Source organism: Pseudomonas jinjuensis (assembly GCF_900103845.1).
GTDB classification, from domain to species: domain Bacteria; phylum Pseudomonadota; class Gammaproteobacteria; order Pseudomonadales; family Pseudomonadaceae; genus Pseudomonas; species Pseudomonas jinjuensis.
Window position 1 is genome coordinate 155,727 of record NZ_FNIJ01000001.1, and the last position, 21,790, is coordinate 177,516.

Below are 21,790 nucleotides of genomic sequence, written 5' to 3' on the forward strand. Positions count from 1 at the left end.
ACGGGCCCGCAGTCCGTTGTGGTTCAGGCGATGGCGCCGCTGGCGCGCAGGGTGTCGATGTCCGCCTCGGCGAGGCCGAGTTCCTGCAGGACTTCCAGGGTGTTGGTGCCATTGCGCACCACCTGGCCGGGCTCGGACGGCGTCCGCGAGAAGCGCGGTGCCGGCGACGGCATCAGCACGCCTTCGCTTTCGAAGAACATGTCGCGGGCCTGGTTGTGCGGATGGTTCGGCGCCTCGCTGAAATCCAGTACCGGCGCGAAGCAGGCGTCTGTGCCTTCCAGCAGTTCGCACCACTCGGCGCGGGTGCGGCTGAGGAACAGCTGCTCCAGCCTGGCGCGCATCGCCGGCCATTCCCGGACCGCGTACTGGGCCTTGAAGGCCGGATCGTCGGCGACGCCGCAACGCTGGATCAGGTCCTGGTAGAACTGCGGTTCCAGCGGGCCGATGGAGATGAACTTGCCGTCGGCGCAGGTGAAGCAGCCGTAGAACGGCGTACCGCCGTCGAGCATGTTGCTGCCGCGCTGGTCGTTCCACCGGCCCTTGTGGCGCATCTCGTAGTACATGCTGGCGAGCAGGGTGGCGCCGTCGCAGATCGCCGCGTCCACCACCTGGCCCTTGCCGGACTTCTGCGCCTCGAACAGCGCAGCGAGCACGCCGGTGACCAGGAACATGGCGCCGCTGCCCATGTCGCCGACCATGTGCAGCGGCGGGGTCGGTGCGCGGTCAGGGTGGCCCATGGCGTTGACCACGCCGGACAGCGAGATGTAGTTGAGGTCATGGCCGGCGGTCGGCGCCAGCGGGCCGCTCTGGCCCCAGCCGGTCATGCGGCCGTAGACCAGCTTCGGATTGCGCGCCAGGCATACGTCCGGGCCGAGACCGAGGCGCTCCATGACGCCGGGACGGAAGCCCTCGATCAGCACGTCGGCCCCGTCGATCAGCTTGAGCAGGACCTCGCTGGCGCCGGGCTTCCGCGGGTCGATGGCGATGCTGCGGCGGCCGCGGCCGAGCAGGCTGCCGTCGCCGTCGAAGAAGCCGGCCGCCATGCGGTCGATGCGGATGACTTCCGCGCCCATGTCCGCGAGGATCATGGTCGCCACCGGCGCCGGACCGATCGCGTTCATTTCGACAATTTTCACACCTGCCAGGGGGCCTGCCATCGGTTGTCTCTCTCTTGCGGGAAAACGCTTGGGCTCGCCGGGCGGTCCGGCGCATGCCTGCGCACCGGCCAGTTCCGGTGGCGCGATTGAAAAGTTCGGAGGCAAAGGTGACCCAGGCAGGCCTCTGGAACAATCGTCCGAAAATATGAACTGCAGCGTAGGCCAGGTCTGTCAGCGGCAGCCGTTCCCGCAGCCCGGGTGTGGCAGAATGCATGCCCTCGATCCTCGGCCACCTGGCGGCGAATGGCCGTGCCGGTGCGACGGGGGTGACCGGTCTGCTGGAGATTTGCATGCCCAAGCGCGAGTACCCGATGCCTCCCACCTCGTCCCCCGAAGCCGCCGCGCGCGATGCCCAGGCCGACCGGCAGGGGGCGGCCGGCGCGACGCACGGCCTGGTGCGCCAGGTGCTGGTCGAGCAGATGGGCAAGGCCGGTTCGGCGCGCCTGATCCTGGTTCATGCCGCCGCCGGCTTCGGCAAGTCGACGCTGTTGCGGCAGTACCGCGAGCATTGCCGCATCCTCGGCCGGCAGACGGCATGGCTGGCGCTGGACAGCGGCGACAACGACCTGTCGCGCTTTCTTTCCCGCCTCGATGGGCTGCTGCGGACGCCGGATGGCGGGGAGGACGGCAGCGAATCCCTGGCCGGCGGGCCCGAGTCGGCCTACACGTTGCTGGAGTCCATCGCCGCCCGGCAGCAGCCGCTGACCATCCTGCTGGACGATTTCGAAGTGCTGCAGAACCCTTCGGTGATCAGCTTCGTCCAGCAGGTGCTGGGCGTGCTGCCGCCGGGGGGATGCCTGGCGATCGCCTCGCGCACCGTGCCGGAACTCGGGCTCGGCCGGCTGCGGGTGCGTGGACAGCTGCTCGAGGTGAACCCCAATGCGTTGCGCTTCAGCCCGGAGGAGACCGCCGCTTTCCTGCGCGTCCACCATCGGCTCGCCCTGGGCGACGATGACGTCGCCGAACTGCATCGCTGCACCGAGGGCTGGATCACCGCGCTGCAGATGGCGGCGATTTCGCTGCGCGGCTGCGAGGAGCCGGCCGCCTTCATCGCCTCCTTCTCCGGCTCGAACCTCGATCTCGGCGCCTATCTCGCCGAGCAGGTCGTCGCCCGCCAGAGCGAGGAGTGCCGCCGCTTCCTGCTGCAGACCAGCGTGCTCGGCCGCTTCTGCGCGCCGCTCTGCGATGCCCTGACCGGGCGCGGCGACAGCCAGGAAATGATCGATCACCTGCTGCGCACCCACCTGTTCCTCTTCCCCGTGGACGATGGCCAGCGCTGGTTCCGCTACCACAGCCTGTTCGCCGCCTTCCTCGTCGAGGCCCTGGAGCGGCAGACTCCGGGGGCGGCGCGGGAGCTGCACCGGGCGGCGGCCCGCTGGTACTTCGAGGCGAACGAGCCGATTCCGGCCATCGATCACCTGTTCGGCGCCGGCGACGTCGAGGAGGCGGTCAGGCACCTCGGCGGCCAGCTCGACACGCTGGTGCGCGACGCCCGTTCGCGCCTGCTGGTGCGCTGGCTCGGCCAGGTACCGATGACGACGCTGATCCGTCGGCCGCGCCTGCGGCTGGTGTACGGCTGGGCGCTGATCCTCGGCCGGCGCTTCGCGGAGGCCCGCCGGCTGATCGAGGAGGGCGGGGAGGGGCTGGAAAGCGACAGCATCAACTTCGTGCTCCTGGCGCTCAGCGACCGCATGGACGAAGCCTGCGAAGTCGGCAGTACGCTGCTGGAGCGGCTGTCCACGGAGGATTACTTCCACTACGGCCTGGTCGCCAACACCCTGGCCTTCGTCCTGCTGGCGCTGGGCCGTCACGAAGAGGCGCGGCGATTACTGCTGCGGGTGCTGCCGCATGTTTCGCAATACGGTGCGAACTTCATGCGCAACGTGGCCGCCAGCGTCGAATGCATTCTCGACCTGGCCCAGGGGCGGCTGGCCAACGCGCAGGCGCGGCTGCAGGCGGTGGCCCAGCAATCCGGCGACAGGTACACGCGTCCCCAGTTGTCGCTGGACATGCTGCATGCCGTGGTGCTCTACGAACTCGACGAGCTGGACCGCGCACAGCGGCTGCTCGGCGAGACGCTGACCTTCACCATGGACGTCGGCGTGCCGGATGCGCTGATCAGCAGTCATGTGCTGCTCGCGCGCATGGCCTGGCTGGACGGCGACAAGGCCGCCACGCTGCGTTACCTGCACGACCTCGAGACGATCGGCAACGAGACCGACTCTTCCCGCAGCCTGTGTTCGGTCTGGATGGAGCGCGTGCGCCAGGCCATTCTCGAGGGCCGGCTCGACGCGGCGGCGCAGGCGATGCGCCAGGTCGACAGGCACAGCGGATGGGACCGGCCGGGCGTGTTCATGTACCCCAACGACGTGGACTATCCCGTCGTCGCGCGCATGCGCCTGCGCATCGCCCAGGGGCAGTTCGCCGCCGCCGCCGAGGGCCTGCGCGACGCCCTGGCCGACGCCGAGGCGCGTGGGCTGGTGCGACGGGGGCTCAAGTTGCGGCTGCTCCATGCCATGGCGGTGGATGGCCTGGGGCGAAAGGAGGAAGCCTTCGCCGTGCTGACCGAGGCGCTGCGTCTCGCCAGCCATGAAGGCTTCCTGCGCACCTTCCTCGAAGAGGGACCGCGCCTGGCGGACCTGCTGCGGCGCTGGGCGGTGCTGCACCAGCCGCGCAGCAGCAGCCTCGGAATAGTGCCGGCGTTCCTCGCCGATCTGCTGAAGCGCCTGGGTCGGCAGGCCGATCCGGCGCCGCAGGACGCGACCGCCGACGATACCCGCGAAACCCTGACGCGCCGCGAGCTGCAGATCATCCGCGCCCTGGCCGACGGGCAGCTGATACCGGAGATCGCCCGGACGATGTTCGTTTCGGAGAACACCGTGAAGACGCATATCCGCAACATCAGCGTGAAGCTCGGCGCCCACAGCCGCAACGAGTCCCTGGCCATCGCCCGGGCGCGCGGGTTGCTCGACTGACGGGTGGCGCTGCGCGCCGGTATAGCGGGTGATCGTTCCCACGCTCCTGCGTGGGAATGCCGCTCTCGACGCTCCCGCGTCGAAAGGGACGCAGGAGCGTCCCGGAATGGGTTCCCACGCGGGAGCGTGGGAACCATGGGAAACGCCGAACGTCCCGTAGGAGCGGGCCATGCCCGCGACCGGCCGTCAGGCCAGCACGCCGGGCGCCCGCGCGCGGACGATCGCCTGGGTGCGCCGCACCACGCCGAGCTTGCTGTTGATGTTCTTGGTATGCGCCTTGACCGTGTTGGTCGAGATGTACAGCCGCTCGCTGATTTCCGGGTTGGACAGGCCCTCGACGGCATGCGCCCCGCCGACAACTCCGACATGTTCAACGGCGCTCCCGATCGCTACGACTGGAAGCTGCCGGGCAAGCGGGAGATGTACATCCCCTGCAACAGCTACGCCCTGTCGTCGCCGAAGCTGAAGTACGCCGACATCCTCAAGCCCGGTCATATCGACCAGGACCTGACCCGCTACGAGCTGCATCGCGTGTGGGTCGTGGAAGGCACGGTGGCGGCACTTCTTCGCCGTTCAGGGGCTTTATGACCTGATCGCGGGACGTTACGCCCTTCTTGGTATGGTCAACGAATCCAGGTCCGGCCAAAACTTCGACTACCAGCCGAGCGTTCAGGAATTCACCCCGGCTGCCCTGCGCAACGCAGGCATTCGATAACCAAACGAGCGAACCTGGAATGCCTCTTTATTGGCACTATCGTTCCATATTCGCTCCGAGTAACAGTCAACCAAGCATGGAGAACAAGATGTCGCAGAAACCCTACGTTGCCGGTGTCGGCATGATCCCCTTCGTCAAGCCGGGCACCAGCGGCACCTACATCGAGATGGGCGCCGAAGCCACCCGCCTGGCGCTGAAGGACGCCGGCCTGGACTACAAGCTGGTCGAGCAGGCCTATGTCGGTTACGTCTACGGTGACTCCACCTGCGGCCAGGCTGCTCTGTACGAAGTCGGCATGAGCGGCATCCCGGTCCTCAACGTCAACAACAACTGCTCCACCGGCTCCAGCGCCCTGTTCCTGGCGCGCCAGGCCGTCGAAAGCGGCGCCGTCGAGTGCGCCATCGCCCTGGGCTTCGAGCAGATGCAGCCGGGCGCGCTGAAGAGCCACTGGGACGACCGTCCGGCGGCCATGAACAAGTTCGTCAGCATCACCGACGAGATCGCCAGTGACGTGCAGGGCCTGCCGATGGCCCTGCACATGTTCGGTGGCGCCGGCCGCGAGCACATGCAGAAGTACGGCACCCGGATGTCCACCTTCGCCGCGATCCGCGCCAAGGCCAGCCGCCACGCCGCCAACAACCCGCTGGCGATGTTCCGCAAGGTCGTCACCACCGAGGACGTGATGAACGACCAGGTGATCTGGCCGGGCGTGATGACCCGCCTGATGGCCTGCCCGCCGACCTGCGGCGCGGCTGCCGCGATCATCTGCTCCGAAGCCTTCGCCAGGAAGCACGGCCTGCGCACCGACGTGGTGATCCTGGCCCAGTCCATGGCCACCGACAGCCCGCTCGCCCACGAAGCCCGTTCGATGATCGAAGTGGTCGGCTTCGACATGGCCCTGCGCGCCGGCAAGGAAGTCTACGAGAAGGCCGGCGTCGATCCGCGCGACATCCGCGTCGCCGAGATGCACGACTGCTTCGCCCACAACGAACTGCTGACCTATGAATCCCTGGGCCTGTGCCCGGTGGGCGGTGCCGAGAAGTTCGTCCTCGACGGAGACAACACCTACGGCGGCCAGGTCGTCACCAACCCGTCCGGCGGCCTGCTCTCCAAGGGCCATCCGCTGGGCGCCACCGGCCTGGCGCAGTGCTACGAGCTGACCCGCCAGATCCGCGGCAGCGCCGAAGCCACCCAGGTGGAAGGCGTGAACCTCGCGCTGCAGCACAACCTCGGCCTCGGCGGCGCCTGCGTCGTCACCCTGTACGGCCGCGGCTGAACCCCTTGCGCGCGCACCCTCGGGTGCGCGCCGTGAAGAATCCTGAAAGGAGAGAAGTGAAATGGCAGACAAGAGTCTGATCGGCCGTTCCCTCGGCGTAACCACCGCCGACGTGGAGAAAGGTCGCCTGCGTTTCTTCGCCAAGGCCATTGGCGAAACCGACCCGGTCTACACCGACGAAGCCGCCGCCAGGGCTGCAGGCTACAAGAGCCTGCCGGTTCCGCCGACCTTCCTGATGTGCCTGTCCGGCGAAGGCCGCGACCTGGAAGCGCAGCTGAAGATCTACGAATTCGACCTGGGCCGCATCCTCCACGCCGAGCAGGGCTTCGTGTACCACAAGCCCGCCGTGGCCGGCGACACCCTGACCTTCGAGACCAGGGTCGCCGACGTCTACGAGAAGGCCGGCGGCCGCCTGCAGTTCGTGGTCAGCGAGACCCGCGTCACCAACCAGGATGGCGAGCACATCGCCGACATCCGTTCGTCCCTCGTGCAGCGCTGAGGAGCCCTCGATGAGCAACGTTCAATTTTCCGATGTCCAGGTTGGCGACGAGATCCCGCTGCTGAAGCTGGACCCGATCAACCGCACCACCCTGGCCCTGTACTGCGGCGCCTCGGGTGACCACAACCCGATCCACATCGACATCGACTTCGCCCGCAAGGCGCGCATGCCCGACGTGTTCGCCCACGGCATGCTCTCCGCCGCCTACCTCGGCCGCCTGCTGACCAGGTGGGTGCCGCAGTCGCAGCTGCGCAGCTACTCGGTGCGTTTCACCGGCATCACCCAGCTCGGCCACGTGCCGACCTGCACCGGCACCATCACCGAGAAGTTCGAAGCGGACGGCGAGAAGCGCGTTCGTGTCGCCATCCGCTGCGGCAACCAGTACGGCGAGGAGAAGCTCGTCGGCGAAGCCGTGGTCGCCCTGGCCTGATATCCCTTTAACCTGCCTGAACAGGAACAGATGAATGAAAAAGCTCGAAGGTAAAGTCGCCCTGGTAACCGGCTCCGGCCGTGGCATCGGTCGTGAAGTAGCCCTGCAACTGGCCGGCTACGGCGCCAAAGTGGTCATCAACGACCTGGACGCCGCTCCGGCCGAGGAAGTGGTTGCCGAGATCCGCGCCGCCGGCGGTGAAGCCGTGGCCTGCGTGGGCAGCGTGACCGCTGTCGACTTCGCCGATCGTTTCGTGCAGACCGCCGTGCAGAACTTCGGCGGCATCGACATCATCGTCAACAACGCCGGCTACACCTGGGACAACGTCATCCAGAAGATGTCGGACGAGCAGTGGTACGCCATCATCGACTGCCACCTGACCGCTCCGTTCCGCATCCTGCGCGCCGCCCAGCCGATCATCAGCGCCGCTGCCAAGGCCGAGAAGGCCGAGGGCAAGGAAGTCATCCGCAAGGTGGTGAACATTTCCTCCGTCGCTGCTGGCGGCAATGCCGGCCAGACCAACTACTCCTCGGCCAAGGCCGGCATCCTGGGCATGACCAAGACCCTGGCGAAGGAGTGGGGCCGCATGAAGGTCTGCGTCAACGCCGTCGCCTTCGGCTTCATCCAGACCCGCCTGACCGAAGCCCTGGCCGGCACCGACAGCAAGACCGTGAACATCGAGGGCCGCGAGATCAAGGTCGGCGTGCAGCAGTCGCTGATCGACGCCGCCAGCATGACCATCCCGCTGGGCCGTCCGGGCACTCCGAAGGAAGCCGCCGGTTCCGTGGTCATGCTCTGCCTGCCGGAATCCGACTATGTTTCCGCTCAGACCATCGTCTGCGGCGGCGGCAACGGCAGCCTGTAAGGCGCTCTTTTATTGGTTCCCCGCGTTCGCGGGGATGACGGGGGCTTCGAGGATCCGCCTCAATTCGTCTTTCCCGCGACGCGGGAATCCAATAAACCGTGCAAAAGCGGCCATGCCCGCGACTCCTCATACGGTCGCGGGCATGGCCCGCTCCTACACAAGATTCGTACCAGGCAACACAACAACAGAATTCGAGGTATCCGCCATGCTGGACAATTACCGCTCGCCCTGGATGGACGCAGATGTCGAGGCCTTCGCCGACAGCGTCCGCCGCTTTGTAGTCGATACCCTGGCGCCCCGTGAAGACAAGTGGCGCGAGGACCATCGCGCCGACCGCGAGTCCTGGCTCGCCTGTGGCGAGATGGGCATGATCCTGCCCGACGTGGATGTCGAATATGGCGGTGCCGGTGGTACTGCGGCGCACCTGGCAGTGGTCATCAATGAGCTGTCCTACGCGGGTGTCGCCGGTCTGGGCCTGGGCATCAACCATATCGTCGGTCACTACATCCTCGACGACGGCACCGAAGAGCAGAAGCAGTACTGGCTGCCGAGGATCGCTTCCGGCGAATGCATCTGCTCCGTCGCCATGACCGAGCCGGGCACCGGTTCCGACCTGCAGGCCGTGCGCACCCGCGCGGTGAAGCAGGGCGACAAGTACGTCATCAACGGCGCCAAGACCTTCATCACCAACGGCCAGCTGAGCGACATGGTCGCCGTGGTCGCCAAGACCGATCCGGAAGGCGGCTCCAAGGGCATCTCGATCTTCCTGGTCGATACCAGGCTGCCGGGCTTCCGTCGCGGCAAGTGCCTGGACAAGGTCGGCATGCCGTCCTCCGACACCTCCGAGATGTACTTCGACGACGTCGAAGTCAGCGCCGAGTGCCTGCTCGGCGGCGTGGAAGGCAGGGGCTTCTACACCCTGATGAAGCAGCTGCCCTACGAGCGCGCGCAGATCGCCCTGGGCGCGGCCGCTCAGATGGAGCGCGCGCTGAAGCTGACGGTCGAGTACACCAGGGATCGCAAGGTCTTCGGCAAGCCGGTGATCGACTTCCAGAACAGCCGCTTCGTGCTCGCCGACGTCAAGGCCACCGCGCTGGCCGGGCGTACCTTCTGCGACCACATCATCCAGCAGTGGATCGACGGCAAGCTGGATTCCACCCTGGCCTCCATGGGCAAGTTCTGGCTGACCGAGCGCAACAGCGAAGTCATCGACAAGTGCCTGCAGCTGTTCGGCGGCTACGGCTACATGAACGAGTACCCCATCGCCCGCATGTTCGCCGACGCCCGCGTGGCGCGCATCTACGGCGGCGCCAACGAGATCCAGCGCGAGCTGGTCGGTCGTTCGCTGTAAGCGGACGCCAGGGTCATCCCTTCATGGGATGGCCCTGTCATTCCCCGGCAGGCAATGTTTCGGTGTCGCGTGAATACCGCCGACGATGACCGAACGCTGTGCCTCAGTGTGCCTGTGCAAAGCCCCGCCTACTGACTTCCGATGCCTGGCGCGTCCGGGGCATCCAATGATGAATCTGCACCAAACGGGGGGCCCGCAGCATCGGCCTGCCCGGCTACAACAACAAAATCCGGAGGTTCTGATGTACATCACCCAAGGTCTGCACCGCCATCTGCAACGGCGGCCGAATGCGACCGCCATCCGCTTCCAGGGCCGCAGCGTGAGCTATGCCGAATTCGGCGAGCGCGTCGCCCGCCTGGCCGGAGCCCTGAAGCAGCTGGGCGTGGTCAGTGGTGACCGCGTGGCGATGCTGTCGGTCAACTCGCAGCGCTACATCGAATACTACCAGGCCGTGCCCTGGGCCGATGCGGTGGTCAACCCGGTGAACATCCGCTGGAGCGCCGCCGAGATCGTCTATTCCCTGGATGATTCGGACACCTCCGTGCTGATCGTCGACGACACCTTCCTCGCCCTGGGCAGGAAGGTCATGGCCGAGGCGAAGACCCTGCGCACGGTGATCTACGCCGGCGACGGCGAGACCCCGGAAGGCATGCTCGGCTACGAGGCGCTGATCGCCGCCAGCGCACCGGTGGAAGATGCGCGCCGCGAGGGCGATTCCCTGCTCGGCATCTTCTACACCGGCGGCACCACAGGCTTCCCCAAGGGCGTGATGCTCAGCCACAGCAACCTGTCCTTCTCGGCGCTAGGCGTGCTGAACAGCGGCAGCGCCCATGCCAACTGCAACTACCTGCACGTGATGCCGATGTTCCACCTGGCCGATTTCGCGGCCATGACCGCCCTGTTCATGAGCGGCGGCACCCATGTGGTGATGCCGTCCTTCGTGCCGAAGGCGGTGCTGGAAACCATCGCCAGCGAGCGCATCAACGAGATCCTCCTGGCGCCGACCATGATCCAGATGCTGCTGGATGCGCGCGACGCCGATCCGGAGCTGCAGAAGCTCGACCTCGGCTCGCTGGAGCGCATCGGCTACGGTGCCTCGCCGATCACCCCGGCGCTGCTCGATCGCGCCCGCGGCGTGTTCACCTCCGCCGGCTTCTCCCAGGGCTACGGCATGACCGAACTGGCGCCGCTGGCCACCCTGCTGGCGCCGGAGCACCACAGCGCCGAATACCAGGCCAGCGGCAAGATGTATTCGGCCGGCGTACCGGCGGTATGCGTGGAAGTGCGCATCGTCGACGCCGACGACAACGAAGTGCCGCGCGGCACCGTCGGCGAGATCACCGTGCGTGGCCCGAACATGATGATGGGCTACTGGAACAAGCCGGAAGCCACCGCCGAGGCGCTGCGGGGCGGCTGGATGCACACCGGCGACGGCGGCTACATGGACGAGGACGGTTTCGTCTACATCTGCGACCGGATCAAGGACATGATCGTGTCCGGCGGCGAGAACATCTATTCCGCCGAGGTCGAGACCGCCATCGCCAGCCACCCGGCCGTGGCCCAGGGCGCGGTGATCGGCATCCCCTGCAGCAAGTGGGGCGAGACCGTGCATGCGGTGATCGTGCTCAAGCCGGAAGCCCGCGTCAGCAGCGATGAGATCGTCGCCCACTGCCGCGAGCGCATCGCCGGCTACAAGTGCCCGCGCAGCGTCGAGTTCCGCGAGAGCCTGCCGCTGTCCAGCGTCGGCAAGGTGCTCAAGACCGACCTGCGCAAGCCGTTCTGGGAAGGCCACAGGCGCGGTATCGCCTGACTTCCGACTGGCCGTTCCCGGCGTCGCAGCCGGGAGTGGCCGGAATCTCATCCCTTCAGCTCAGCGGAACAATAAAAATGATCAAACGCTTTTCTGCGCTTTCAGGCATGCCCCTTCAGGCCCTCGGACTGCTCGTCTGCTCTGCGCTGCCGTTCGCTGCCCAGGCTGCGGAATCCCCGGCTGTCGCTCCCTACGAATTCCACAACGGCTTCCCGACCCGGCAAACGGTCGACCGCGTCTACGACGAGATCGACCTGAACCGCGCGGTGCAGGCCTATCGCTTCTTCTATCCGAGCGTTTCCATGTACGCCCTGTGGAAGAACCAGCTGGCCGCCGGCGTGGTGCCGAACCAGACGTTCAACCTGGTCCGCGGCAACCCGAAGCGCCTGGCCTTCACCGCCAACTCCGACACTCCCTACGGTTCGCTGCTGCTCGATCTTTCCGCCGGACCGCTGGTGGTGGAGCTGCCGCCGGGTCCGCTGATGTGCGTGAGCAACGACCTCAACCAGCGCTGGGTGGGCGACTTCGGCCTGCCGGGGGCGGATGCCGGCAAGGGCGGCAAGCATCTCATCCTGCCTCCGGGCTACGAGGGCGAGGTACCGGAGGGCTATTACGTCCACACCAGCAGCACCAACGGCCTGCTGCTGTTGCTGCGGGCGATGCCCAGGGGGGGCGTGCAGGCGGCCTTCGAGCTGATGAAGACGGTGAAGGTCCATCCGCTGGACCCGTCGACGCCGTGGAAGGAGCCGGTCTGGAACGACCTCGGCGACGCGGCGGGCGATTCCACCGTGCTGAAGTCCGAGAATTCCATGGACTACTGGAAGCTCCTGCACGAACTGATCGACAAGGAGCCGGCCTTCGAGCCGTACCGCAACTACTACGGCGAGATCGCCGCACTGGGCATCGTCAAGGGCAAGTCGTTCGCGCCTGACGAGCGCATGCAGCGCATCCTCACCAGGGCGGCGCAGATGGGCAACGTGCAGATGCGCGTGCAGTCCCTGGCCGACCGCCGCGCCGACCGCGCCGTATGGCCGGATCGCCAGTGGGAATGGGCGGTGCTGCGGCCGGAGAACGGCACCTTCGACATGCCCACCTACGCCGATCTGGAGGCCCGCGAGAAGTGGTTCTACCAGGCGATGGTGGAGTCGCCGGCGATGTTCCGTCGCGTGCCCGGCGCCGGCTCGCTGTACTGGCTGGGCGCCCGCGATGGCAAGGGCGAGTACCTCGACGGCAGCAAGACCTACAAGCTGAGCGTGCCGGTGCCGCTGCCGGCAAAGCTGTTCTGGTCGGTGACCGTCTACGACAGCGATACCCGCTCGCAGATCCAGACCGAGCAGAACCAGGCCGCGCTGCGTTCGCTGTACGACCTCAAGGACGCCGGCCAGAACGGCACGGTGGACCTGTACTTCGGCCCCGAGGCGCCGAAAGGGCAGGAGAAGCACTGGATCAAGACCACTCCCGGCAAGGGCTGGTTCACCTACTTCCGCATCTATGGGCCGGAGAAGGCCGCCTTCGACGGTTCCTGGAAGCCGGGTGATTTCGAGCAGCTGAACTGATCCGTCCCCACGGCCTGCGCGTGGGCGCGGGCCGCTTCTTTCAAGCACCGATCCTTCCGATACAACAAGCAGAAGAGGAATGAAGATGTCCATGCTGAAGAAAGGCCGCCCGGCGCTGTTCGCCGCCTGCCTGCTGAGCCTTGGCGTCGCCGGCGCCATCCTGCCGGCCACCAGCCAGGCCACTGCCACGACGTTCACCAGCGAACAGCTGCAGGAACGCATGCTCGAACGCCGTGCCGTCGAAGCGGCCCTGTGGGGCATGCCGCTGGTCAACTTCGACGCCATGCGCCAGGCCTACTTCCGCGATGCCGGCGCGAAGTACAACGACATCATGTACTGGTCCGGCCCGTCCGACTGGAAGAACCAGACCACCACGCCGAACCACTCGACCATCTACGTGATGTTCTTCAGCAACCTGAAGGACGGCCCGGTGGTGTTCGACGTACCGGCCACCAGCAAGGCCTCGCTCTACGGCGCCACCGTGGATGCCTGGACCGCGCCGCAGATCAACGTCGGCACGCTCGGCGAAGACAAGGGCAAGGGTGCGAAGTACCTGCTGCTGCCGCCCGGATTCAAGGGCGAGGCGCCGGCCGGCTACGTGCCGGTGCAGAGCGCCACCAACAACGTCTATGCGCTGTTGCGGGTGATCACAAAGTCCGTCGAGAAAGAGGACCTGGCCGATGGCGTCGACTACCTCAAGGGCATCAAGGTCTACCCGCTGGCCGACGCCGCCGCGCCGAAGGCCGGCCGCTACATCGATATCGCCGGCAAGGTCTATGACGGCATCGCCAGATTCGATTCCAGCTTCTACGAGTCGCTGGCGCGGGTGGTGGACGAAGAGGTGGTGCAGGAGCGCGACATGACCATGATGGGTCAGCTGCGCTCGCTGGATATCGGCAAGGGCCTGGCGTTCAGGCCGGATGCCCGGCGCAAGGCGATGCTCGAACGCGCCATCGGCGAAGCCCACGCCTACATGATGGAAGGCTACGACAAGACCGGTAAGACCATCTGGGCCGGCAAGCGCCAGTGGCGGAGCCTGGTTCCGACGGACGTCGCCATCCCCACCAGGTTGTCCTTCATCGAAGGGGACAGGGGCCTGAACGTGGATGAGCGTGCCTATGCCTGGTTCGGCATGTTCGGTCCGATCGTCCCGCCGGGGCCGCACTTCTATCTGAAGACCTACGAAACCGGCAAGGGCGAACCCCTGGACGGCGGCCAGAACTACCGCCTGACCATTCCCGCCAACGTGCCGGCCAAGGAGTTCTGGTCGGTGGATGTGTACGACGCGAAGACCGCCGGCTTCATCCGCGAGGCCAAGGTGGTCGGCCTCGACTCCTACAACAAGTCGATGAAGCAGAACGCCGACGGCACCACCGACCTGTACTTCGGGCCGACGCCGCCGGCTGGCAATGAAGGCAACTGGATCAGCACCAAGGCCGGAGAGCGCTTCTTCACCCTGTTCCGCATCTACGGTCCGGACCGCGACAAGCTGAAGGGCGGGTGGGTGCTGAACGACATCGAGCAGATCAAGTAAACCACTGCCGCTCTGCACTCCGCCTGGCGGCTACTGGCGTCCGGGCGGAGGTGGGGCTGCCGATTCAAGGTACCTCCATGAGCGGAATCCCATCCATTCCGGCGTCGGCAGTTGCCTGGCCGGCCGGCGTCGCCCTGCGCGACGAGACCGACATGCGCCAGCTCGACTGGCCGCGCATCGCCGCCTATCTGGCCGGCCACGGCCTGGTGCTGGACCCGCACATGCCGCCGCGCCAGTTCGTCGGCGGCCTGGCCAATTTCAACTTCCTGGTGCGGGTCAACGACACCTGGATGGTGCTGCGCCGTCCGCCGGATGGCCCGCTGCCGCCCGGCGCCAACGACATGGCCCGGGAACACAGGATTCTTTCGCGGCTGTGGGAGGAACTGCCGTTCGCCTCCCGCAGCCATCACCTGTGCGAAGACCCGGAGATCGCCGGCGCACCCTTCCTGCTGGTGGAATTCCGTTCCGGGCTGGTGCTGCATGGCGGCAGTCTCGGCCCGCTGGAACCGACCGTCGAAACCGGTCAGGGCCTGTCGCGGATGCTGGTGGACACCCTGGCGGCCATCCATGCCGTCGATCCCGAGCGCATCGGGCTGGGCGGCCTGGGGCGCCCGGAAGGTTTCTTCCGCCGCACGGCGCAGGGCTGGATCAGGCGTGCCGAGCTGGCCAGCGGCGGCGAGCTATGCCGCGCCGCGCAGGAAGCCGCCGGCTGGCTGCAGCGCTGCGCCGATCCGGCCGACAGCGCGCCGGTGCTGCTGCACAACGATTTCAAGCTGAACAACATCATCCTCGACCCGCAGACGCTCAGGCCGAACGCGGTGGTGGACTGGGACATGGGCACCCGCGGCGACGCGCTGTTCGACCTGACCACGCTGCTCAGCTACTGGAGCGAGCCGGGCGACCCCGACTGCATGTTGCGGCTGGAACAGATGCCCTCGCTGAACCCGGGTTTCGCCAGCCGCGAGTCCGTTGCCGCGGCCTACGCCAGGGCCACCGGCCGCTCGCTGGCGGACATCAAGCCGTACCGCGTACTGACCACCTTCAAGCTCGGCGTGGTGTTCCAGCAGTTGCACAGCCGCTACGTCAGCGGCGAGACCAGCGATCCGCGCTATGTCGGCTTCGGCCAGCTGGGCCTGGAGCTGCACGAATTCACTCTCGACGTCATCAACGATCGTATCTTCTGAGGTAACCAGGATGGATTTCACTCTGCCGCCCGAACTGCAGGAACTGCGCGAACGCACCCGTTCCTTCGTCCGCGAAGTCGTCATTCCCTACGAAAGGGACGCGCGCCGCACCGCCCACGGCCCCGATGAGTCCCTGCGCCTGGAGCTGGTCGAGCACGCCCGCGCCGCCGGCCTGCTCAGTTCCCACGTGGACAAGGAGTGGGGCGGGCTCGGCCTGTCCCACGTCGGCAAGGCGGTGGTGTTCGAGCAGGCCGGCTACTCGATGCTCGGCCCGGTCGCCCTGCACATCGCCGCGCCCGACGAGGGCAACATGCACATGCTGCAGGAGATCTGCAGCGAGGAGCAGAAGGCGCGCTGGCTGAAGCCGCTGGCCTCGGGCCGGGTGCGTTCCTGCTTCTGCATGACCGAACCGTCGCCCGGCGCCGGCGCCGATCCGTCGCTGCTGAAGACCACCGCGGTGAAGGACGGCGACGACTTCGTCATCAACGGCCGCAAGTGGCTGATCACCGGCGCGGACGGCGCGGCCTTCGCCATCGTCATGGCGCGCACCTTCGTCGACGGCGAGGATGTAGGCGCGACCATGTTCGTCACCGACCTGCCGGCCAGGGGCTTCGAGATCGTCCGCGAGCTGGACAGCATGGATTCGTCGTTCAGCGGCGGGCATGCCGAGATCGTATTCGACAACCTGCGCGTCCCGGCCCGCGACGTGCTCGGCGAGATTGGCGCCGGCTTCCGCTACGCCCAGGTGCGCCTGGTGCCGGCGCGCCTGACCCACTGCATGCGCTGGCTCGGCGCCGCCCAGCGCGCCCACGACATCGCCAGCGACTACGCGCGCAAGCGCGAGGCCTTCGGCAGCAGGCTGGTTGCCCACGAGGGCATCGGCTTCATGCTCGCCGACAACCAGATCGACCTGCACACCACGCGCCTGGCGATCTGGCACACCGCCTGGCTGCTGGATCAGGGCGAGCGGGGCAACAGCGAGAGCAGCATGACCAAGGTGTTCGCCTCGGAAGCCATCTGGCGCGTGGTCGACCGCAGCCTGCAGATCCTCGGCGGCCTGGGCGTGACCCGGGATACCGAGGTGGAGCGCATCTTCCGCGACGTGCGTGCCTTCCGCATCTACGACGGCCCGTCGGAAGTGCATCGCTGGAGCCTGGCGAAGAAGATCGCCAAGGGCTGATGCTCGTTGTCCTGTCCTCTCCCGCAACGGGGGAGGGCGGGGCTCATTCCACCCGCTGCTGGTGGCGAAGCGCCTGGTTCACCGTCAGCCAGCCCTGCACCGCGTCCTCTCCCGCCTCGCTGAAGGCCCGTTCCAGCAGACGCGCCTGTTCCAGACGCAGGGCCTTTTCCAGCCTGATGCCTTCCTCGGTCAGCCCGAGCAGCCGTTTGCGCTTGTCAGTGGGCGACGCCTCGCTGCTGATCAGGTGCATTTCCAGCAATTGCCGCAGCGGCATGTTCAGCGCCTGCTTGCTCACGCCGAGGGCGGCGAGCAGCTCCTTCACGCTGAGGCCCGGATAACGGGCGACGAAGAACAGGATGCGGTGGTGCACCCGGCTCAGGCCGCGGCGGCCGAGCATCTCGTCGGGTTTCGCGGTGAATGCCCGGTAGCCGAAGAAGAAGTCTTCCATGGCTTGCAGCTGAACGGTCGTCCGCATTAGGTCAGGCATATTGACGTATCCGCGAGGGCAACGTAGTTTCGGTCAACCAGTTTGACCCATTTTCCCCTGCCTACGCTACCGGTGATCCCATGGCCTTCTCCGAACGCATCGCCCGCCTGAAAAGCTCCCTGATCCGAGAAATCCTTGCCGCGGCGCAGCGTCCGGAAGTGATGTCCTTCGCCGGCGGCCTGCCGGCCGAGCCGATGCTGCCCAGGGTCGAGTGGGCGGACATGCCGGCGAGCATGGGCCAGTACGGCATGAGCGAGGGCGAGCCGGCATTGCGCGAGGCCATCGCCGCCGAGGCGCGCAAGCTCGGCGTGCCCTGCGAGGCGAGCCAGGTGCTGATCGTCAGCGGCTCGCAGCAGACCCTCGACCTGGCCAGCAAGCTGTTCATCGATCCGGGCACCGAGGTGCTGCTCGAAGCGCCGACCTACCTGGCCGCGCTGCAGGCCTTCCAGCTGTTCGGCGCCGACTGCCTGACCGTGCCGCTGGGCGCCGAGGGTCCGGACGTCGCCGCGCTGCGCCAGCGCCTGGAAACCAGCAAGCCGGCCTTTGCCTACCTGATCCCGACCTTCCAGAATCCGTCCGGCGTGCGCTACAGCGAAGAGCGCCGTGACGAAGTCGCCGCCATCCTCGACGAGTTCGGCGTGACCCTGATCGAAGACGAACCCTATCGCGAGCTGGTGTTCGACGCAGGCGCCGCCACCCCGCTGGTCAGCCGCCTGAAGAAGGCCAGCTGGATCTACACCGGCACCGTCTCCAAGACCCTGCTGCCGGGCCTGCGCGTCGGTTTCCTGATCGCCACCCCGGACCTGTTCCCGCACCTGCTGCGCCTCAAGCAGTCGGCCGACCTGCACACCAACCGCATCGGCCAGTGGCAGGCGCTGCAGTGGTTCGGCACCGAGGCGTACAGCGGCCACCTGGCCGAGCTGCGCGACTTCTATCGCATCCGCCGCGACGCCATGCAGGTGCAGCTGGAGCAGCACTTCGGCGACCTGGCCGAGTGGAACGTGCCCCAGGGCGGGCTGTTCTTCTGGCTGACCCTGAAGCACAAGATCGACACCCGCAGCCTGCTCGACCAGGCGCTGAAGCAGAACGTCGCCTTCATGCCCGGCGAACCCTTCTTCACCGACCCGGATGCCAATCCCGGCCATCTGCGCCTGAACTTCAGCCACGTCGCTCCCGAGCGCCTGGGCGAGGGCCTGCGTCGCCTGGCTGCGGTCATCCGTGAGGCGCAAGCGGCCCAGGCCGCCTGAGGAGGGACGATGTACAAGGTCTACGGCGATCATCTGTCCGGCAACTGCTACAAGGTCAAGCTGGCCCTGCACCTGCTCGGCCGGGAATACCAGTGGCAGCCGGTGGACATCCTCAAGGGCGGGACGCAGACCCCGGAGTTCCTGGCGAAGAACCCCAACGGCAAGGTGCCGGTGCTGGAGCTGGAAGACGGCTCCTGCCTGTGGGAGTCCAACGCCATCCTCAACTTCCTCGCCGACGGCAGCGACCTGCTGCCGAGCGAGCCGCGCCTGCGCACCCAGGTGCTGCAGTGGCAGTTCTTCGAGCAGTACAGCCACGAGCCGTACGTGGCGGTGGCGCGCTTCATCCAGTTCTACCTGGGCCTGCCGGAAGAGCGCCGCGCCGAGTACGAGAACTGCCACAAGGGCGGCTACAAGGCGCTGGACGTGATGGAGAAACAGCTGCGGCAGACGCCGTACCTGGTGGGCGAGCGCTATTCCATCGCCGACATCTCCCTCTACGCCTATACCCACGTGGCCCACGAGGGCGGCTTCGACCTCTCCGGCTACCCGGCGATCAACGCCTGGCTGGAACGGGTGGCGGCGCATCCGCGACACGTGACGATGCTCGGCTGAGCCTCGGCCCGCCCCCCGGAGAGCCCGCGATTTTCGCGGGCTTTTCGTATCCGGCCGCCTGACATCCGCCTCCCGCCGGTGCGGCTTGACCGGTATCAAGATGCCACGACCCTGCCACTCCTAAGCTCAGCGCCCAGTTTCGCCCGCAACAGTACCGGGGCCTGGCGGGCTGTCTCATTACCCCGGAAAGGAGGGGAAAATGGCCTATCTGGTCTGGCAGGACGATCTGAACACCGGGATCCAGGTCATCGACAATCAGCACAAGCGCATCGTCGAGATGATCAACCATCTGCACCACGCCCAGCAGACGCACGACCGCAGCGAGCTCGGCGGCGTCATCGAGGAGCTGGTGGACTACACCCTGTCGCACTTCGCCTTCGAGGAGACCCTGATGGAGGACGCCGGCTACCAGTTCAGCCGGGCGCACAAGAAGGTGCACGAACTCTTCATCAAGCGGGTGTCGGAGTACCGGCTGCGCTTCGAGGCGGGCGAGGACGTCGCCGAGGAACTCAAGGGCATGCTCGGGCGCTGGCTGTTCAACCATATCCGCAACGATGACTCGAACTACGTGGACGCGGTGAAGGCGAGCATGCACGAGTTGACCAGCGATCACAGTTCCGGCGGCTGGCTGTCGCGTTCGCTGAAGCGATTCTTTGGCTGAGCGGACGCGGAACGCCGTCCGTCGATCTATGCTCAGACCGCAATAATCACAGTGCCCAGGGGGAGTCGAGCATGAAATGGCTGGTTCGTAGTCTGATCCTGATTGCAGCGATGGTATCGACGGGCGCCGCGCTGGCGGCCGAAGGCAGCGGTGGTGATGCGGAACAGGCGCAGCGCGCCAGGCAGTTGCTGGAGAAGGCCGTGGCCTACTACCAGAAGGAAGGCGACAAGGCGTTCGCCGCCTTCAGCCGCCAGGGGGAATTCATCGACGGCGAACTGTACGTCTACGTGGTCAACAGCAAGGGCGTGATGCTCGCCAGCGGCGGCCCCTCGGTGGTGCTGATCGGCCGCGACATCACCCCGTCCCTCGACCGCACCCTGCGCGACGATTTCCAGAAGGCGCTGAAAACATCCGAAAGCGGCAGGATAGAAGAGGCCGAGTACCGCTGGAAGAACTGGGCGGACGGCCGCATCGAGCGCAAGCACGCCTACTACCAGCGCGTCGACGACCGCATCTTCGCCGTCGGCTACTACATCCCGCGGGCGGAGCCGGCGCAGGCCCAGGCGATGCTGGACAAGGTGGTCAAGGCCGTCGAGACGGAGCCGGAGGCGACCTTCAAGCGCATCAACGACCTGGACGAGGAGTTCATCGAGGATGACCTGTACGCCTTCGTGGTCGACCTGAATACCTCCCGCTACGTCGCCCACGGCTTCAACGCGCGGATGATCGGCACCGACTTCAGCAGCGTCAAGGACCCGGCCGGCAACCCCATCGGCCACGCCATGCTGCAACTGGTGAAGGACAAGGGCGAAGGCACCTTCGACTACCAGTGGCGCAACCCGGTAACCGACAAGATCGAGAACAAGCACGCCTTCCTGCACAAGGTGGACAACTACCTGGTGGCGGTGGGGTACTACACCCGCTGAGGCATACGGGAACGAAAAAACCGGCCTGATGGGCCGGTTTTTCATTGGCTGCCGTTTGGCGGCTCCGCGTAGGGCATAACGCGCCAGCGCTATCCGCCACACCGTCTGTGCCCTGCGCGGGACTCAGCGAATCAGGCTGAGGAACTCGCTGCGGGTCGCGGCGTTGTCGCGGAACTCGCCGAGCATCACCGAGGTGACCATCGACGAATTCTGCTTCTCCACACCGCGCATCATCATGCACATGTGCTTGGCCTCGATCACCACGGCCACGCCGAGCGCGCCGGTGACCTGCTGGACCGCCTCGGCGATCTGCCGCGACATGTTTTCCTGGATCTGCAGGCGGCGGGCGAACATGTCGACGATGCGCGCCACCTTCGACAGGCCGAGCACCTTGCCGTTCGGGATGTAGGCGACATGCGCCTTGCCGATGAAGGGCAGCAGGTGGTGTTCGCACAGCGAGTACAGCTCGATGTCCTTGACCAGCACCATCTCGCTGTTGTCGGAGCTGAACAGCGCGCCGTTGACGATTTCCTCCAGCGTCTGCTGGTAGCCGCGGCAGAGGTACTGCATGGCCTTCGCCGCGCGCTTGGGCGTATCGACGAGACCTTCGCGGGTGACGTCCTCGCCGAGCTGGGTGAGGATCGCCGAGTAGTTTTGTTCCAGGGACATGTAGCTACCTGTAGGCGTTTGGAGTGGGCGGAGGGTAGGGCGCGGGCGGCGTGCTGGCAAGGACCGGACGAGCTATTCGTCGCGGCCCTCGAGCATGGTCCGGCGCAGCATGACGTAGACCGCGCCGGTGCCGCCGTGGCGCGGCTGGCAGGAGGTGAAGCCGAGCACCTGCGGATGCTGGCGCAGCCAGGTGTTGACGTGGCTCTTCACCAGCGGCCGCTTGCCGTCGATGCGCGCCGCCTTGCCGTGGGTGACGCGCACGCAGCGGATCTCGAATTTCGCGGCCTCGGCGAGGAAGTCCCAGAGGGTTTCCCGGGCCTTCTCCACGCTCATGCCATGCAGGTCGAGGCTGCCCTCGAAGGCGATCTGGCCAAGCTTGAGCTTGCGCATCTGGCCTTCCTGAACGCCGTCGCGGGCCCAGTAGAGTTCGTCTTCCGCGCCGACGTCGATGACGAACAGGTCCGACAGCCCATCGACCTTGACCGCTTCCACCCGGGTGCTGGCGTTCTGCCGGCGCTGGGTCAGCTGCTGGCGATCGGCCTTGGGCTTGCCGGTGTCGGCCTGGTCCACGGTGATGCGCTTGACGCCGCGCATCTCACGTTCGAACAGGGAAAAATCGTCGTCTTGCATGGAGCCTCCGCGAAGAACCGGCAAGT

General features: G+C 66.6%; 19 protein-coding genes and 1 pseudogene. 16 read left to right on the forward strand and 4 right to left on the reverse strand.

Annotated features, from left to right (window positions below):
* Window positions 1–23 precede the first annotated feature (23 nt).
* On the reverse strand, window positions 24–1,157 hold the full coding sequence (locus BLR75_RS00725) for a CaiB/BaiF CoA transferase family protein (protein WP_084313158.1): 1,134 nt from the start codon (window positions 1,155–1,157) through the stop codon (window positions 24–26).
* A gap of 212 nt (window positions 1,158–1,369) precedes the next feature.
* On the opposite strand from BLR75_RS00725, the gene BLR75_RS00730 reads away from it, so the two are divergent.
* From BLR75_RS00730 to BLR75_RS00785, 12 genes and pseudogenes are all read left to right on the forward strand, one after another.
* Window positions 1,370–4,132, forward strand: a complete 2,763-nt coding sequence (locus tag BLR75_RS00730; RefSeq protein ID WP_245726084.1) for a winged helix-turn-helix domain-containing protein — start codon at window positions 1,370–1,372, stop codon at window positions 4,130–4,132.
* Between the two features lie 324 nt (window positions 4,133–4,456).
* Window positions 4,457–4,847 (forward strand): annotated as a pseudogene (locus tag BLR75_RS00735) (DUF1329 domain-containing protein); the annotation flags it as partial.
* Window positions 4,848–4,935: 88 nt separating this feature from the next.
* A complete protein-coding gene (locus tag BLR75_RS00740) occupies window positions 4,936–6,123 on the forward strand; it encodes a lipid-transfer protein (RefSeq protein WP_090415970.1) in 1,188 nt (395 codons plus the stop codon).
* A gap of 61 nt (window positions 6,124–6,184) precedes the next feature.
* A complete protein-coding gene (locus tag BLR75_RS00745; RefSeq protein WP_084310491.1) occupies window positions 6,185–6,622 on the forward strand; it encodes a MaoC family dehydratase N-terminal domain-containing protein in 438 nt (145 codons plus the stop codon).
* Between the two features lie 10 nt (window positions 6,623–6,632).
* The gene (locus BLR75_RS00750) at window positions 6,633–7,052 is read left to right on the forward strand and encodes a MaoC family dehydratase (RefSeq protein WP_084310490.1); all 420 of its coding nucleotides are present in this window, start codon (window positions 6,633–6,635) and stop codon (window positions 7,050–7,052) included.
* Window positions 7,053–7,086: 34 nt separating this feature from the next.
* Complete coding sequence (locus tag BLR75_RS00755) at window positions 7,087–7,917, forward strand: SDR family NAD(P)-dependent oxidoreductase (RefSeq protein WP_084310489.1); 831 nt, start codon at window positions 7,087–7,089, stop codon at window positions 7,915–7,917.
* A 205-nt stretch (window positions 7,918–8,122) separates the two neighbouring features.
* Window positions 8,123–9,268, forward strand: coding sequence for an acyl-CoA dehydrogenase family protein (locus BLR75_RS00760; protein ID WP_084310488.1), 1,146 nt, complete (start codon window positions 8,123–8,125; stop codon window positions 9,266–9,268).
* A gap of 241 nt (window positions 9,269–9,509) precedes the next feature.
* Window positions 9,510–11,078 carry a long-chain-fatty-acid--CoA ligase gene (locus tag BLR75_RS00765; protein WP_084310487.1) on the forward strand — a complete coding sequence of 523 codons (1,569 nt, stop codon included), beginning with the start codon at window positions 9,510–9,512 and terminating at the stop codon, window positions 11,076–11,078.
* 107 nt (window positions 11,079–11,185) lie between these two features.
* Window positions 11,186–12,634 carry a DUF1254 domain-containing protein gene (locus BLR75_RS00770; protein WP_090415971.1) on the forward strand — a complete coding sequence of 483 codons (1,449 nt, stop codon included), beginning with the start codon at window positions 11,186–11,188 and terminating at the stop codon, window positions 12,632–12,634.
* A gap of 79 nt (window positions 12,635–12,713) precedes the next feature.
* Window positions 12,714–14,168 (forward strand): DUF1254 domain-containing protein, encoded by a 1,455-nt coding sequence (locus BLR75_RS00775; protein ID WP_084310485.1) that lies wholly within the window; start codon window positions 12,714–12,716, stop codon window positions 14,166–14,168.
* A 77-nt stretch (window positions 14,169–14,245) separates the two neighbouring features.
* Window positions 14,246–15,352 (forward strand): phosphotransferase family protein, encoded by a 1,107-nt coding sequence (locus BLR75_RS00780; RefSeq protein WP_084310484.1) that lies wholly within the window; start codon window positions 14,246–14,248, stop codon window positions 15,350–15,352.
* A 10-nt stretch (window positions 15,353–15,362) separates the two neighbouring features.
* Window positions 15,363–16,532 (forward strand): acyl-CoA dehydrogenase family protein, encoded by a 1,170-nt coding sequence (locus BLR75_RS00785; RefSeq protein WP_084310483.1) that lies wholly within the window; start codon window positions 15,363–15,365, stop codon window positions 16,530–16,532.
* A gap of 43 nt (window positions 16,533–16,575) precedes the next feature.
* Here BLR75_RS00785 and BLR75_RS00790 read toward each other — a convergent pair whose 3' ends face one another.
* Window positions 16,576–17,019: a MarR family winged helix-turn-helix transcriptional regulator gene (locus tag BLR75_RS00790; RefSeq protein ID WP_084310482.1), complete on the reverse strand. Its 444-nt coding sequence runs from the start codon at window positions 17,017–17,019 to the stop codon at window positions 16,576–16,578.
* A gap of 80 nt (window positions 17,020–17,099) precedes the next feature.
* On the opposite strand from BLR75_RS00790, the gene BLR75_RS00795 reads away from it, so the two are divergent.
* From BLR75_RS00795 to BLR75_RS00810, 4 genes are all read left to right on the forward strand, one after another.
* A complete protein-coding gene (locus BLR75_RS00795; RefSeq protein WP_084310481.1) occupies window positions 17,100–18,266 on the forward strand; it encodes an aminotransferase-like domain-containing protein in 1,167 nt (388 codons plus the stop codon).
* Between the two features lie 9 nt (window positions 18,267–18,275).
* Window positions 18,276–18,878, forward strand: a complete 603-nt coding sequence (locus tag BLR75_RS00800) for a glutathione S-transferase family protein (RefSeq protein WP_084310480.1) — start codon at window positions 18,276–18,278, stop codon at window positions 18,876–18,878.
* Between the two features lie 199 nt (window positions 18,879–19,077).
* Window positions 19,078–19,539: a bacteriohemerythrin gene (locus BLR75_RS00805; RefSeq protein WP_084310479.1), complete on the forward strand. Its 462-nt coding sequence runs from the start codon at window positions 19,078–19,080 to the stop codon at window positions 19,537–19,539.
* Window positions 19,540–19,610: 71 nt separating this feature from the next.
* Complete coding sequence (locus tag BLR75_RS00810; protein WP_084310478.1) at window positions 19,611–20,465, forward strand: cache domain-containing protein; 855 nt, start codon at window positions 19,611–19,613, stop codon at window positions 20,463–20,465.
* A gap of 123 nt (window positions 20,466–20,588) precedes the next feature.
* On the opposite strand, the gene folE is transcribed toward BLR75_RS00810, so the two are convergent.
* Window positions 20,589–21,134, reverse strand: coding sequence for a GTP cyclohydrolase I FolE (gene folE / locus BLR75_RS00815; RefSeq protein ID WP_084310477.1), 546 nt, complete (start codon window positions 21,132–21,134; stop codon window positions 20,589–20,591).
* Window positions 21,135–21,206: 72 nt separating this feature from the next.
* Complete coding sequence (locus tag BLR75_RS00820; RefSeq protein WP_084310476.1) at window positions 21,207–21,764, reverse strand: Smr/MutS family protein; 558 nt, start codon at window positions 21,762–21,764, stop codon at window positions 21,207–21,209.
* Between the last annotated feature and the right edge of the window lie 26 nt (window positions 21,765–21,790).

Excerpts from the sequence above, each read along its gene's own strand:
- BLR75_RS00725 (WP_084313158.1), bottom strand. The coding sequence starts at position 1,157 with ATGGCAGGCCCCCTGGCAGGTGTGAAAATTGTCGAAATGAACGCGATC.
- BLR75_RS00730 (WP_245726084.1), top strand. The coding sequence starts at position 1,370 with ATGCCCTCGATCCTCGGCCACCTGGCGGCGAATGGCCGTGCCGGTGCG.
- BLR75_RS00740 (WP_090415970.1), top strand. The coding sequence starts at position 4,936 with ATGTCGCAGAAACCCTACGTTGCCGGTGTCGGCATGATCCCCTTCGTC.
- BLR75_RS00745 (WP_084310491.1), top strand. The coding sequence starts at position 6,185 with ATGGCAGACAAGAGTCTGATCGGCCGTTCCCTCGGCGTAACCACCGCC.
- BLR75_RS00750 (WP_084310490.1), top strand. The coding sequence starts at position 6,633 with ATGAGCAACGTTCAATTTTCCGATGTCCAGGTTGGCGACGAGATCCCG.
- BLR75_RS00755 (WP_084310489.1), top strand. The coding sequence starts at position 7,087 with ATGAAAAAGCTCGAAGGTAAAGTCGCCCTGGTAACCGGCTCCGGCCGT.
- BLR75_RS00760 (WP_084310488.1), top strand. The coding sequence starts at position 8,123 with ATGCTGGACAATTACCGCTCGCCCTGGATGGACGCAGATGTCGAGGCC.
- BLR75_RS00765 (WP_084310487.1), top strand. The coding sequence starts at position 9,510 with ATGTACATCACCCAAGGTCTGCACCGCCATCTGCAACGGCGGCCGAAT.
- BLR75_RS00770 (WP_090415971.1), top strand. The coding sequence starts at position 11,186 with ATGCCCCTTCAGGCCCTCGGACTGCTCGTCTGCTCTGCGCTGCCGTTC.
- BLR75_RS00775 (WP_084310485.1), top strand. The coding sequence starts at position 12,714 with ATGAAGATGTCCATGCTGAAGAAAGGCCGCCCGGCGCTGTTCGCCGCC.
- BLR75_RS00780 (WP_084310484.1), top strand. The coding sequence starts at position 14,246 with ATGAGCGGAATCCCATCCATTCCGGCGTCGGCAGTTGCCTGGCCGGCC.
- BLR75_RS00785 (WP_084310483.1), top strand. The coding sequence starts at position 15,363 with ATGGATTTCACTCTGCCGCCCGAACTGCAGGAACTGCGCGAACGCACC.
- BLR75_RS00790 (WP_084310482.1), bottom strand. The coding sequence starts at position 17,019 with ATGCCTGACCTAATGCGGACGACCGTTCAGCTGCAAGCCATGGAAGAC.
- BLR75_RS00795 (WP_084310481.1), top strand. The coding sequence starts at position 17,100 with ATGGCCTTCTCCGAACGCATCGCCCGCCTGAAAAGCTCCCTGATCCGA.
- BLR75_RS00800 (WP_084310480.1), top strand. The coding sequence starts at position 18,276 with ATGTACAAGGTCTACGGCGATCATCTGTCCGGCAACTGCTACAAGGTC.
- BLR75_RS00805 (WP_084310479.1), top strand. The coding sequence starts at position 19,078 with ATGGCCTATCTGGTCTGGCAGGACGATCTGAACACCGGGATCCAGGTC.
- BLR75_RS00810 (WP_084310478.1), top strand. The coding sequence starts at position 19,611 with ATGAAATGGCTGGTTCGTAGTCTGATCCTGATTGCAGCGATGGTATCG.
- folE (WP_084310477.1), bottom strand. The coding sequence starts at position 21,134 with ATGTCCCTGGAACAAAACTACTCGGCGATCCTCACCCAGCTCGGCGAG.
- BLR75_RS00820 (WP_084310476.1), bottom strand. The coding sequence starts at position 21,764 with ATGCAAGACGACGATTTTTCCCTGTTCGAACGTGAGATGCGCGGCGTC.